Source organism: Streptomyces sp. NPDC032822, assembly GCF_055578825.1.
In genome coordinates this window covers 214,667-227,501 of sequence record NZ_JBVIOL010000001.1, presented here as the reverse complement: position 1 = coordinate 227,501, position 12,835 = coordinate 214,667, and the positions used below count along the sequence as shown (strand labels likewise).

12 protein-coding genes are annotated in these 12,835 nt (G+C 66.9%); all 12 read left to right on the top strand.

Annotation, left to right across the window (positions count from 1 at the left end; genetic code table 11):
• Position 1: 1 nt before the first annotated feature.
• A complete protein-coding gene (locus ACZ5VD_RS01095; RefSeq protein ID WP_468679944.1) occupies positions 2 to 520 on the top strand; it encodes a hypothetical protein in 519 nt (172 codons plus the stop codon).
• 77 nt (positions 521 to 597) lie between these two features.
• Positions 598 to 1,659: a hypothetical protein gene (locus tag ACZ5VD_RS01090; protein ID WP_468679942.1), complete on the top strand. Its 1,062-nt coding sequence runs from the start codon at positions 598 to 600 to the stop codon at positions 1,657 to 1,659.
• A 76-nt stretch (positions 1,660 to 1,735) separates the two neighbouring features.
• Positions 1,736 to 2,197, top strand: coding sequence for a hypothetical protein (locus ACZ5VD_RS01085; RefSeq protein ID WP_468679941.1), 462 nt, complete (start codon positions 1,736 to 1,738; stop codon positions 2,195 to 2,197).
• Entirely contained in the window at positions 2,194 to 2,529 is a 336-nt protein-coding gene (locus tag ACZ5VD_RS01080; protein WP_468679940.1) for a phage head-tail adapter protein, read from the top strand. The genes ACZ5VD_RS01085 and ACZ5VD_RS01080 overlap by 4 nt, the downstream gene beginning before the upstream one ends.
• Positions 2,529 to 2,927, top strand: coding sequence for a DUF5403 family protein (locus tag ACZ5VD_RS01075; RefSeq protein ID WP_468679938.1), 399 nt, complete (start codon positions 2,529 to 2,531; stop codon positions 2,925 to 2,927). The genes ACZ5VD_RS01080 and ACZ5VD_RS01075 overlap by 1 nt, the downstream gene beginning before the upstream one ends.
• Positions 2,927 to 3,421: a hypothetical protein gene (locus tag ACZ5VD_RS01070; RefSeq protein WP_468679936.1), complete on the top strand. Its 495-nt coding sequence runs from the start codon at positions 2,927 to 2,929 to the stop codon at positions 3,419 to 3,421. The genes ACZ5VD_RS01075 and ACZ5VD_RS01070 overlap by 1 nt, the downstream gene beginning before the upstream one ends.
• A 77-nt stretch (positions 3,422 to 3,498) precedes the next feature.
• Entirely contained in the window at positions 3,499 to 4,239 is a 741-nt protein-coding gene (locus ACZ5VD_RS01065) for a phage tail tube protein (protein WP_175314745.1), read from the top strand.
• A 108-nt stretch (positions 4,240 to 4,347) separates the two neighbouring features.
• Positions 4,348 to 4,686 carry a phage tail assembly protein gene (locus tag ACZ5VD_RS01060; RefSeq protein WP_468679933.1) on the top strand — a complete coding sequence of 113 codons (339 nt, stop codon included), beginning with the start codon at positions 4,348 to 4,350 and terminating at the stop codon, positions 4,684 to 4,686.
• A gap of 194 nt (positions 4,687 to 4,880) precedes the next feature.
• A complete protein-coding gene (locus tag ACZ5VD_RS01055; RefSeq protein ID WP_254708966.1) occupies positions 4,881 to 5,060 on the top strand; it encodes a hypothetical protein in 180 nt (59 codons plus the stop codon).
• Positions 5,061 to 5,064: 4 nt separating this feature from the next.
• The gene (locus tag ACZ5VD_RS01050) at positions 5,065 to 9,786 is read left to right on the top strand and encodes a phage tail protein (protein WP_468679931.1); all 4,722 of its coding nucleotides are present in this window, start codon (positions 5,065 to 5,067) and stop codon (positions 9,784 to 9,786) included.
• On the top strand, positions 9,783 to 10,631 hold the full coding sequence (locus tag ACZ5VD_RS01045) for a phage distal tail protein (RefSeq protein WP_468679930.1): 849 nt from the start codon (positions 9,783 to 9,785) through the stop codon (positions 10,629 to 10,631). The genes ACZ5VD_RS01050 and ACZ5VD_RS01045 overlap by 4 nt, the downstream gene beginning before the upstream one ends.
• On the top strand, positions 10,631 to 12,829 hold the full coding sequence (locus tag ACZ5VD_RS01040) for a siphovirus ReqiPepy6 Gp37-like family protein (RefSeq protein ID WP_468679929.1): 2,199 nt from the start codon (positions 10,631 to 10,633) through the stop codon (positions 12,827 to 12,829). Before ACZ5VD_RS01045 ends, ACZ5VD_RS01040 begins: the two co-directional genes overlap by 1 nt.
• Positions 12,830 to 12,835 lie beyond the last annotated feature (6 nt).

Below are 12,835 nucleotides of genomic sequence, written 5' to 3'. Positions count from 1 at the left end.
AGTGCCCGAAGAGAAGCCTGACCAGACCCCGCCGACCGGCGAGACTCCGCCCGGCCAGAAGCCGGACGAGGAGCAGAAGCCGGACGACAAGGCCGGTGCCGGCGAACAATCCAGCCCCGAAGAGGAGCTGCCCGACTGGGCGCGCAAGGAGCTGGCCAAGGTCCGTGGCGAGGCGGCCGGATACCGCACGCGACTGCGTGACGCCGAGACGAAGCTCTCCGAGGCCAAGACCCCGGAAGAAGTCGAGGCCGCTCTCGCTGACGTGAAGGCGAAGAACGCCGAGCTGGAACGCTCGCTCGTCGTCGCGTCCGTGGCCCGGAAGTACGACCTCCCCGAGGAGCTGGCCGGGCGTCTGCGCGGCGCCACCCCCGAGGAGCTGGAAGCCGACGCCAAGGCCCTTCAGGCACTCGTCACCCCGGCCGCCCCGCCCGCTCTGGGTGGCGGCCTGACTCCGTCCGACGACGAGGACGACGGAGAGATGGACCCGCGCAAGCTCGCGCGGCGTTCGCGGCGCTTCTAGCGCCCCCGATGACCCCCCTTACTCAACCCCCGTGCTGACTCGGCCGGGGGTTTCTTCATGCCCCCGGAGGTAGCACCTTGCCCACCCCTCAGCATCAGGTCGTTAAGCCGCAGAAGCTCGTCAACGCCGCAGTCGGCATGCTGGAGCAGGAACTCGTCATCCCGAACCTGTTCCAGAAGCAGGGCGTCGACCAGTTCAAGGGCGCCGAGAACGACACGATCTCGATGAAGGTCGAGGGAATCCTCCCGTTCCACGACTACGGGTGGAGGAACGACCGAACCTCGCCGATCGTCTTCGACGAGTACAGCGAGCGGACCATCGCTGTCACCTTCGGCGGCAACGTCTACTCGGCGGTCAAGCTCACCGACGAGCAGAACGACTTCGACATCGACAACTGGTCGAAGCTCCTGCGCCCGCAGTCCAAGGCGGTCGCTCGCGGTCTCCAGCGCCGGGCGGTCAACCTCCTGACCGGCCAGACGTACAACGCCGTCATCGGCAACGCCGGGCAGAATCTTCGGGGCGCGCTGATCGAGGCCCGCCGCGTCCTGAACGCCTTCCACGCTCCGAAGGAGGGCCGCTACCTCCTGGTCGGTACCGAGTTCGAGTCGGCGCTCCTGAACGACGACAAGCTCAACCTGGCGCAGAACGTCGGCGACAGCGAGGCCGAGACCGCGCTCCGCACCGCCACCATCGGTGAGCGCTTCGGCTTCCGCATCGTGGTCGACCAGACCATCCCGGCGGATGCTGCGTACGCCTTCGCGTCCTCGGCGTTCATCTTCCTGTCCGGCGCCCCCTCGGTCCCGCAGTCGGTTCCCTACGGCGCGACCACCTCGTTCGAGTCCATCGCCCTGCGGTGGGTCCGCGACTACGACCCGCTCTACATGCAGGACCGCTCCGTCGTGAACACCTACGCGGGCTTCCGCTCGGTGACGGATGTCCTGGTCGGCTGGGACGCGGTGAACGAGAAGGAGATCGTCTCGACCGGCGAGCACTTCGTCCGGGGCATCAAGCTCACCCTCGACGGCGCCTCGAACTACCCGGCGGCCTCGTCCGAGCTGGCCAAGATCACCGGCGTCACGGACGCCAAGGTGTGGACCCCGACCGGCATGAAGGCTGAGACCGACCCGGCCAACGCCTGATCCTGAACGGGGGGCCGCGTCACCTGGGGCAGACCGGGAGCGCGGCCCCCCGGCCTTTCGGAAAGGAGGTCGGGACTTGGCTTATGCCACTCTCGACGAGCTGAAGGGCCGTCTCGACTGGGATCTCGACGCCGACGAGCTGCGGATCGCAGCCGGGGCGCTGGAAGACGCGTCCGACCTGGCGGCCACGTACGGCCGCGAGTGGCCCGAAGAGACCGTGCCGCGCCTGGTGCGCACGCTGGTCCTGAAGGCCGTCGCACGGTACATGCGCAACCCCAACGGCTACACGCAGAGCCGGGCCGGGGACGAGACGCTCGCCTGGTCGGACGCTCACGGCCGCGACGCCGGGTCCGTCTACTTCATGCGCGAGGAGATACGACTCCTGGAAGAACTGGCCGGGCGCAAGCGCGGCATCTCCAGCGTGGTCGTCTCCGCGTGGGGCACCAAGCTGCCTGACAGTGGTGCCGGCGGACACGTACCGGTGGACTACGGCGGCGACACCTTCCCCCTGTTCGGTGACGCGGTGAGCCCCTGGTGAGCGTTCAGCGAAGGCGCGGCCAGACGGCCCGCGTGTGGCGGACGACGGAGTACGTCGACAACCGGGGCAACACCGTGATCGCCGTGGACGAGGACAACCCCGTCACGGTCAAGGCGGCCTTCATCCCGCAGCGAAGCGGCAAGGCCGAGGTTCCCGGCCAGCAGCAGATCAACGTGACACGCATGATCGTGGACGCCCATGTCGAGGGCGTCACCCTGTGGTCCCGCGTCGAGTACCAGGGCCGCATGTGGGACATCGTGACGCCGCCCGCCTACCACCACGGCGAGCGCCGCACCCGGCACTGGTCGATCGACATTCGGGAGCGGCCCTGATGGCAAAGATCTACGAGTACAAGGGGAAGCGGAAGCTCGAACGGGTGGTCGCGGTCCTTCCTGGCGTACAAGACGCCCTCGACGAGGAGCGGTTCAAGGTGAAGGTCCGGGCGGAGGAGCTACTCCTTCAGGCCCGGCAGACCTCCTCGTACTCCGAGGGGCACTCCTCGATCGACGTAGCGGACGGCGACGTGGACAAGTACGTGATCCTCGACGACGAGCGCGGCAAGGCTGCCGCCATGTCGATCGAGTACGGCCGCGCCGAGCAGTTCGTCGTTCGCGACGACGGGGAGGGTCAGACCTACCTCGACTTCATCCCCGCCACCGAGGGCCTGTTCATCCTGGCCCGCGCGGCGAACCTGCCCAAGAAGCGGAAGGGCAAGGTGCACCTCGACTGATGGCAGGACTTCCCGACCACATCAAGGCAATGGCGGAACTGTCCCCCGTCGAGGATCTCCTTCTCGCAGTGCTGCGCGAGGGCCTGCCCGGCGTACGGGTGAAGTCCCTCGTCGACGCCCACGAGACGTTCCCTCTCGTCCTGGTCCGCCGCGACCCGACATGGGGCGAGTGGCAGGGCGACACCCGCTTCACCGATGCGGCCCGCATCGTCGTCAACGCGTTCGCGCCCGACCCCAACGGGGACGAAGACGCGGCGGTTCTCAGCGAGGCCGTCCGCGTCGTCATGCGGAACGCCTGGCTGAACCAGAAGGTCTATCCCCGCCTCGGCCACATCATCCGCGTGGACCTGAACAGCGCGCCGAGACGAGCAACGGACTGGGCGACCGCAACAGGGCCCGTCCAGTACGCCGACCTCCCAACGGGGATCTGGCGCTACGAGTCGATCTACGACGTGCAGATCCGCAAGCCGCGGACTCGCCCCTACACCCCCTAAACAGCCCCATCACGCAAGGCCCGGACCCCATCGCGGGGTGCCGGGCCTTTGTCGTGCGCGAGTAAGGATGCAGCCCCTTGGCGATCAACGACAACGCAACCCTTGTCGTCGGGTCCGGCAACTACCTGACGGCCCCGGTCGGTACGGCGATGCCGGCGGACCTTCTGACCCCGGTCAGTCCGTGGCAGAACGTCGGCCACACCTCCCTGGAAGACATCTTCGGCATCACGTCCGAGGGCGGAGAGGCGACCACGATCGGGTCGCTCCAGAACAAGTCCCTGCGCACCAAGTACAGCGCGCGCACGGAGACCATGACCTTCACTTTGCAGCAGTTCGACACTGCGGGCCTGCGGCTCTACTTCGGCGCCAACGCCCCGATCCTGCCGGACGGCAGCGTCGGTGTCCCGACCGACCCGGAGCCCACTCAGTCGGCGTTCCTCGCGGTCTTCGTGGACGGCGACAACCACTTCGCCTTCTACGCGCCCCGCGCGGAGATCTACCGCGCGGACGACATGGCGATCTCGGACACCGAGTCCCTCGCCGGTCTGCCGCTCGGCGTGAAGCCGATGGCCTACGGCTCGAACGTCTGGACCTACGCCATCACGCCTCTCGGCGGCACGCTCGCCACCGGCGCTTCCGCCGGCACCCCCGGCTCCTTCAGCCCGGACGGCGCTGTCGCCCCGGCGAACCTGGCCGGTCTGGCTGGTGTCATCGCCACCCCGACGAGCGCGTGGACCACCGGTCAGCACGTCGTCCTCGGCGACGCCTCGAAGGCGTACTGGAACGGAACTGCCTGGGTGGCAGGCCAGGCCGCCTGATAGCTCCCGGCGCGGGTGTGATGCGGACCCGCCCGCGCCGGGTCTCCCCCCTCCCTCTCTTAGGTCCGCAGCCCTTCCCTGTTCATCTCTCTGGAGGTCCGCAACCCCATGGCTTCTTACTCCCTCGACGACATCCGCGCCGCCGCTGAGCGCAAGTACGGCTCGACCGAGATCACGTTCGGCGAGGACGTTGTCCGCCTCGTCAATCCGCTCCGCCTGCCGAAGACCCGGCGCGACGCGCTGATGGCCACCCAGGAGAAGCTGGGCGCCGAGGACGCCGACCAGGCCGCGCTTCTGGCTGACGCCATCCGGACCATCGCCGAGTCCGAGAAGGCCGCCGACAAGCTCCTCGACACCGTGGGCGGCGACCTCGCGATCCTCGCCGAGATCTTCAGCCACTACGGCGAGAGCACCCAGGCGGGGGAAGCCTCGGCCTCGCAGGACTGATCGACGAGTACGCAGAGGGCCTCTACCCGGACCTGCTTTTCCACTACGGCGTCGATCTCGCCGAGGTGATAGCGGGCCGGGGGCCCTCTCCTGCGCTTGTCCTCCTCCTGATTCAGAGGCTCCCCGACACCTCCCTCACGATCGCCCTCGCGTCAGGCGGCCGTGAGCATTTCGGCTGGGGTCAGGACCGTCACATGACGGCCGACCTCTTCGACGCGCTCAACCAAAACACTCGCGCCACCGGCCAATGGGGCAAGGGCAAAGCCCCGAAGATCCCGGAGTACCCGAGGCCGAAGGCAAAGAAGGCCGACAAGAAGAAGGCCAAGAAGCCTCGCTCGGTCGCGGAGATTTACAAGCACTTCCAGCGGAGGTAACTGGGTGTCGGACGCGAACATCGTTGGCCGGATCGCGGTCAAGGTCATGCCGGATACTTCCGAGTTCAAGGAAGACCTTAAAAAGAAGCTCGAAAAGATCGAGAACGATCTCGCGATCACGATCCGCACGAAGGCCAACGCGGACGGCGCCCGCGCTGATGTTCTCGAAGCTGTCCGCGCGATCAACTCGGACAACAAGAAGTCCGACACCCGGAAGATCCGCTTCTACACGAAGCTCGACCTCACCGGCATGGCCACCGAGGTCAGGAACGCCGCCCAGGCGTACCAGCAGCGGGCCAACGCCCACAAGATCGTGTTCAATGCCTCCGGCCGGCAACTGGTGCAGGCCGCCCGCCAGGCGGGCCAGGACGCACAGGCCGAGCTGGGAGACCTGCACGTCGGGGTGAACCTCGACTCCCAGGGCTCCGTCATGGCAGCCGTCGCCAAGGTGCGCGCCGCGATCGAGGCCCTCGGCGAGACCGATGTCCAGATCGGCGTGAACACCGACGACCTCTCGGCGGCCGTCGACATGTTCGAGGAGCGCCTCGACGAGATCAAGCACGTCACGCTTCGGGTGGACAAGGACTCGCAGTCGTCGATTCAGGCGGCTATCAGCCAGATCGATCGCGAGCTTTCCGACCTCCGCGCCATCGAGATCAAGGTCAAGCTCGATCAGGCTTCCCTCGAAGCCGAACGCAAGAAGCTGGAGCAGCTCCTCCGCCTGGAGCTGAAGGTCGATCCCCGCTCCACGAATTCCGTAAAGGCCGCTATCGCGCGGATCGACGCGGAACTCGCGAAGTTCAAGGAGATCGACCTCTCGGTCAAGATGGACGAGAAGTCTCTCCAGAAGGCGCGGGCCCGCCTTGAGAAGCATCTGACCCTTGACGTTCAGGTCGACAAGAAGTCGATGTCCTCCGTAGAGGGTGCGCTCAGGCAGATCGAAGACCAGCTCTCCGAACTGGGCCGGGAAGAGATCAAGGTCAAGATGGACAAGCGGTCGCTCCTGACCGCTCAGGCCGAGATGAAGGCCATCCTCGGCGCCCAGATCCAAGCGAAGGTCACCGCGGATCGCGAGGCCGCACAGAAGGCGCGCGACGAGATCCAGGCCCAGATGGACGGGATCAAGGTCCGGCCGAAGCTCGACGAGCAGATGGTCGCCCAGACGAAGCGGCAGCTCGAAGCGGCCTTCGAGCAGATGCAGGCCCTCAAGGCGAAGATCACGCCTGAGCTGGACGCGATGGAGAAGCGCAAGGTCGAGCGCGAGATCGAGGAGCTTCAGGACAAGATCAAGACCCTGCGGTCGACGATCGAGCCCGAGGTCTCCCGTACCGGCATCATGGCCACGATCGCCCACCTGGCGACCCTCTCGCGAGACCGGATCGTCGAGCTGATCCCCCGTGTGAAGCTCTCGGCCGCCGCGACCGCATCGGCCATGCTGCAAGCCCTGAGCGGCGCCCGCGTCCTGGGCGACGTGTTCGAGAAGCTCGGCAACTCGATCAAGAACCTCGACCGCAACGCGCCGATCATCGGCACGATCGCGACCGCGATTGCGGGCCTGTCGGCATGGGGCATCTCGGCCGCGTCGAACCTCTTCACGCTGGCCGCGTCACTCGCGCAGATAGGCGCTACCGGCCTCGCCCTCCCCGGAATTCTCGGCGGAATGGCGATCGGTCTCGGGGTCACGATCGCCGCCTTCAAGGATTTCAACAAGGTCCTTCCGGAGGTCAAGGGCCAGTTCTCGGCACTGCAAGACGCGATCAGTTCGAACTTCTGGGACCAGGCCAAGGCTCCGATCAAGGACCTGATCGACTCCCTGTTGCCTGACCTGCGTACTGGTTTCAAGCAGACGGCAACCGAACTCGGCTCGTTCTTCGGCGGCTTCGCCACCTCCCTGAAGGGCGCCCTCGGCCCGGCCCTCGGCGGCATGTTCGACGACCTCTCGAAGTCGATCGAAATCGCGACCGGCGGCACCAACCACTTCGCCAACATCATCAAGGTTCTCGGCGAAGTCGGCGCTGGATATCTCCCGCGACTGGCCCAGTGGTTCGTGGACATCGCCGAGAAGGCGTCGAACTGGCTGAACATGAAGGGCGAGTCCGGTCTCCGCGAGGAGATCGACGCCGGTGTCCAGGCGCTCAAGGACCTGGGCGGCGTGATCTTCGAGACCGGCGGCATCTTCGCGGGCCTCGCCAGGGCAGCGCAGACGGCGGGCGGCTCGACGCTCGGCATGATGCGCGACACCCTTGCGGGCATTCACAAGGCCGTCGACAGTAGCGGCGTTCAGGCGAAGCTCGTCGGCCTGTTCACCGCAGCGCACGACGCCATGCGGAACCTGTCGGTGTTCGGCGGCGAGGAGATCAAGGGCTTCCTCTCGACGTTCGTCGGGCTGCTGACTCAGCTCCTTCCGCAGGTCGGCGCGATCCTCGGCACAGCCATGGGCGCCATCACCGCTGCCCTCAACCAACCCGCGGTGACCGAGGGCATCGTCGCCCTGTTCAGCGGTATCCAGGGGGCGGTGGACGGCCTCGTTCCCGCGATGGCCCCGCTCGGCGCAGCGCTCGGCGCGGCCCTTGGCCTGGTCGGCTCGTTCCTGTCGATGCTCGGCCCGCTGGTCGCCGCCGTGCTGACGCCTCTGTCCGAGGCGTTCGTGATGCTGGTGCCGGCGATCGAGCCGCTGATCGGCCTGCTCGGTCAAGCGCTGGGCGGTGTCGTCGCGGCGCTGGCCCCGCTGCTCATGACCGTAGTCGCGGCCGTCGTCCCGCTGATCGAGGCGCTGACTAACGGCTTGGCTCCGATCATTCCCCTGGTGGTCGAGGCGCTCTCCGTGATGTCGGCGGCGCTGTCTCCGATCATCGAACTGGTAATGCAGATCCTCACGGCTGCAATCCTTCCGCTGATCCCGGTGGTGCAGTCGCTCGCTGCGGAATTCCTGCCGAAGCTGAGTGAAGCGTTCGCGCACATCTGCGAGGCCCTGGCCCCGCTGCTGGAAGTCCTGAAGTCGGTCGTCGACTTCATCATGCCGATCCTGGTTCCCGCTATCGAGTGGCTGGCCGGAATCCTCCTGGATTCCCTGGTGGGTGCACTGGAGGGCGTCGCCACGGTCTTCCAGGGCGTCTTCGATTTCATCATGGGCGTCTGGAACACCTTCGCCGGTCTCTTCACCGGTGACTGGAGCCGGGCCTGGGATGGAATCAAGCAGATCGGTTCCGGCATCTGGGAAATCATTAAGGGCGCCTTCTCGATCTTCATCAACGTCGGCATCCTCGGCATGTTCAAAAAGGGGTTCGCGCTCCTGAAGTCCGCCTGGACTGCGGGATGGAATGCTGTCAAGACTTTCGGTACGAGCCTGTGGGCTTCGATCCGGAGCAACTTCTCGGCATTCATGACGGCCCTGAAGGAGACGCCGGGCGCCGCGCTGCAAGCCCTGATCAGGTTCTTCGCTGACTGCTGGCGGTCCATCCGAACCGCGGCCTCCGAGGCGTGGGCGGCGGTCAAGTCGACCTTCATGACGAAGGTGACTGAGACGGTCCAGACCGTCAAGGATCTGCCGAAGAACGTCAAGCAGATATTCAGCGACGCGAAGTCTCTGCTCGTCGATGCCGGTAAGAAGATCATCAGCGGTCTGATCGACGGCATCAAGGGAATGTTCGGCTCGGTCAAGAGCACCCTGGGCGACCTGACGAGCAAGCTCACCGACTGGAAGGGCCCGGCACCGAAGGACGCCAAGCTCCTCTACGACGCCGGTCGACTGATCATCTCGGGTCTGATCAAGGGCCTGGAGTCCCAGTACGACAGCGTCAAGAAGTCGCTCAACGAGCTGACGGCGAAGATCCCGAAGAACGCCTCGAAGGGCCTGAAGGACCGGATCAACAAGGACCGGGCCCAGCTCCTCAAGCTGGCCGCCCAGTGGGAGGCCGGGGCCAAGCGGCTCGAAGCGGCACGGGACAAGCTCGACAAGCTCCGCGAGGACTTGGCGAACTACGCCGAGAAGGTCCGCGACAAGGTCATCAGCACGGGCGACGTGACCAAGGTCCAGGACGCCACCTTCGAGACGATCACGGACTCGCTGAAGAACGCGGTCGAGGAAGCCAAGCGGTTCGCGACCGTGCTCGCGAAGCTCAAGAAGCTCGGCCTCAACCAGACCTCGTTCGACCAGATCGCCATGGCTGGACCGGAGGCCGGGCTCGCCGCAGCGGAGGCCCTCGCCAATGCCGGCGCATCTGGCGTCGCGGAGATCAACGATCTCCAGAAGGAGCTGGAGAAGTACGCCACCACGGCTGGCAATACCGCAGCGCACTACATGTACGACGCGGGTGTCCAGGCGGCCGAGGGCCTCGTCAAGGGGCTGGAAGCTCAGCAGAACGCGATCGAGAAGCAGATGCTCAAGATCGCCGACGCCATGGTGAACGCGATCAAGAAGGCGCTCGACATCCACTCGCCGAGTCGCCTGTTCCGCAAGCTCGGCTCCTTCGTCGGCAAGGGCTTCAGCCTCGGCGTCACGGACGAGCGCGGGCGAGTCGAACGCGCAACCAACGCCCTCGCATCGAGTGCCACCTCGGGGGCGTCGCGCGGGGTCGTGGCCGCTGTCTCTGGCGGCCTGTCGATGGCTGGCTCGGGCCAGGCCGTGACGAAGGTTCTCAACTACTACGCAGGTTCCGGCAGCTCCCTCTCCTCCGAGGAGGAGCTGTTCGCGGCTACCTCGCGGGCAAGGATGGTCGGCTGGTGAAGCTGGAACTGAGTTCGTCCTCGGACAGGCTCAACTTGAACGGCTTCGAGACGGATGGACTGGGGTTCCAGGCCCTCGCCGGGGCAACCGGCCTGGGCCTGCCCCAGCTCGCCGTGCAGTGGCTCGAAGGCGCAGGGGACGGCGCCGCCTACCGTGGGCGGCGCGTCCTCCCCCGCGACATCGACATCCCCCTCGACATCGTGGGCCGGGACAGGGTGCACCTCTCCGAGCTGGTGACCCGCCTCGCGCGGGTTCTGGCCGACGAGAGTGGTCTCACCCTGACGTACGTCGACAACGCGGGGGTGCGCTGGTCCACGTCCGTCGCGTGGGTTGGTGGCGGCGAGATGGACACGGGCGCTGGCTCGCGGGACGTTCAGACCGTCATCACCCTGCGGGCCCCGAGCCCGTACTTCCTGTCCGAGTCCCCGCAGACGGTCACGATCGGCGGCGCGACGGCAGGCGCGTTCCTGTCGTCGATGTCGTCCATGCCGCTCGCCTCCTCGCAGGCGATTGGCACCGTGCAGCTCTCCAACGAGGGCGACGTGGCCGCCTACCCGGTGTGGGAGGTGACCGGGCCCGGCGACAACTTCAAGGCGATCAGCCCCACCGGCAAGACGCTGCACTGGACGGGCACGCTCACGGCCGGGCAAAAGCTGATCGTCGACATGGGCGCCGGCACCGTGAAGGACGGGACTGGCGCGAACCGGTACGCCTCCCTGGCGACCGCTCCGCAGTTCTGGTCAGTGGCCCCTGGCACCTCGACGGCCACGGCCTCTCTCCTCAACATCACGTCGGCGTCCAAGGTCGTCTGCTCGTGGCGTCCTCGTAAGTGGGTGGTGATCTAGTGAGGCAAGAGGATCTCCTCGTCGAGGTGCGCGACAAGAGCCTGACTCGCGTCGGCGCCATCCCCGCGGATCTCCTGACGATGGACGCGGAAGACGTACACAACAACGTCGGTACGTGGAAGCTGTCCCTGAGCGCGGAGCATCCGCTCGCCGCCGTCCTGTCCACGCCCGGCGCGGGCATCATCGTCACCGGCCCTACGGACGTTCTGTTCTCGGGGCCGGTGACGAAGACGGAGACCGCCGTCACCGCGACCGACCCCCTCGGCACGCTGACGGTTGAAGGCGTGGACGACACGATCATCCTGTCCGACATGCTCGCCTGGCCCGACCCGGCCAACGGCAATGCCAACTCGCAGAACTTCGCCTACGACGAGCGCACCGGACCGGCCGAGACGCTCATGCACGCGTACGTCAACGTGAACTGCGGGCCAGGCGCCCCCGTCAACCGGCGCCGCGCCGGTCTCGTCATGGGCACGGATGCCGCGCGGGGCGGGACCGTCTCGAAGTCCGCGCGCTTCCAGCAGCTCGGCGAGCTGTGCAAGGAACTGGCCGAGCCTGCCGGGCTCGGTTTCCGTGTCGTGCAGCGGGGCTCGAACCTGGTCTTCGAGACGTACGCCGTCGCCGACCGCACGAAGGAGGCCCGGCTCGGCGTCGTGAACAACACGCTCGCGGGCCAGCGGGTGTCGGTGGGGACGCCGGCAAAAACTCGAGTAATCGTCGGAGGCGACGGAGACGGCTCCAACCGCCTGTTCGTCGGCGTCGACAACGCGGACTCCATCGCGGCCGAGACTGACTGGGGTCGCAGGATCGAGACCTTCATCGACGAGCGGTCCTCCACGGACACGGCCGAGCTGACGCAGAAGGGCACCGAGGCCCTCGCCGATGGCGGCGCGACCGTCAGGGCGGCGCAGGCCGTACCGATGGAAGACAGCGCACTCGACTTCGGCCGCGACTGGGGTCTCGGCGACAAGGTCTCTGTTCTCGTCGGCAACGCGGAGATGGCGGCCGTCGTCACGGGCATGGTGCTGAAGGTCGACTCGGACGGATACCGGCTCGGCGCCGTCCTGGGTGACCCAACCCCTCTCGATTCTGCGGCGGCCGAAGCGAAGGCCGCGAAGGATCTTGAGTCGCGCGTCTCCTATCTGGAGCGCACGGCGGAGGCGACTCCCGCCGGTCCTCGCGAGTTGCCGGCGGGCACGATCACACAGGCCAGTCCCACGGACGCCTATCCAGAGGGCGCCTCGGTCATCTACCTCACGTCGACCCAGGCAACCGATGGCGGCTGGGAGTTCGGCGGCAAGTACGGCTTCCTGCGCACGACGCGTCAGGCCAACGGCGATGCCTACCAGCACTGGAGCCGCGTACACGCCAACGCCACGACGCACGAAGAGTGGGCGCGGGGCGGCAACCGCAATACGGGCTGGTCGGCCTGGCGTCAGGTCGGCTTCGACAACCAGCTAGACCCGGCGAGCTACACCCAAAGCTCGCTCCCTGCCGCTTACCCCGTCGGGGTGTCGACGCTCACCATGAACGAGACGCAGGCGGCGGCTGGCGGCTGGGCCTTCGGCTCGGGCGGCAAGTACGGAGTCCTGCGGACGGTCCACCCTGTCGGCAGCTCCTTCGCCCACCAGACCTGGCTGCGGCTCAGTCCCACAGTCACCGAGGAGTGGACCCGCTCGGGCAACGACGCGTCCGGTTGGACGACCTGGCGCACCTCCGCGCACAACGAGAAGGCTGCGAGGGGCGTCGTGGCCCTTCAGACACTCGCGACTTCAGCGTACGTCGGCGACACGGCCACCATGATCTACACGCAGCAGTTCACGGCCGAGGCAGGCCGCTGCTACAAGGTCTCGCTCAAGATCGCGTCGGCCGACACGGACGGCACAGGCGACAACGCGAACACCGACATCCGGTACGCGAAGCAGGGCGCCTACACCGTCATCCGCTGGGCCGCCGGTACGACTGTCACGACGACGAGCACCCTCGTTGGCGATTTCTTCAGCACGACGTTCGACGACGACTCGAACACCTCGACCGGCATCAACATGCAGTGCTTCATCAACAACCCCCCGGCCGGACCGGTCACGGTCGGCGTCACGCTCAACACCCGCCGAGCCGCAGCGACGTACGGCATGGTCCGCTACCTGCCGGGCAGCCTGTCGCAACTGGCCATCGAAGACGCGGGCGCGGCCCTCTAAGGAGTC

Bases quoted from the DNA above. Each gene is read 5' to 3' on its own strand.
- ACZ5VD_RS01075 (WP_468679938.1), top strand. From the start codon at position 2,529: ATGGCAAAGATCTACGAGTACAAGGGGAAGCGGAAGCTCGAACGGGTG.
- ACZ5VD_RS01070 (WP_468679936.1), top strand. From the start codon at position 2,927: ATGGCAGGACTTCCCGACCACATCAAGGCAATGGCGGAACTGTCCCCC.
- ACZ5VD_RS01060 (WP_468679933.1), top strand. From the start codon at position 4,348: ATGGCTTCTTACTCCCTCGACGACATCCGCGCCGCCGCTGAGCGCAAG.
- ACZ5VD_RS01055 (WP_254708966.1), top strand. From the start codon at position 4,881: ATGACGGCCGACCTCTTCGACGCGCTCAACCAAAACACTCGCGCCACC.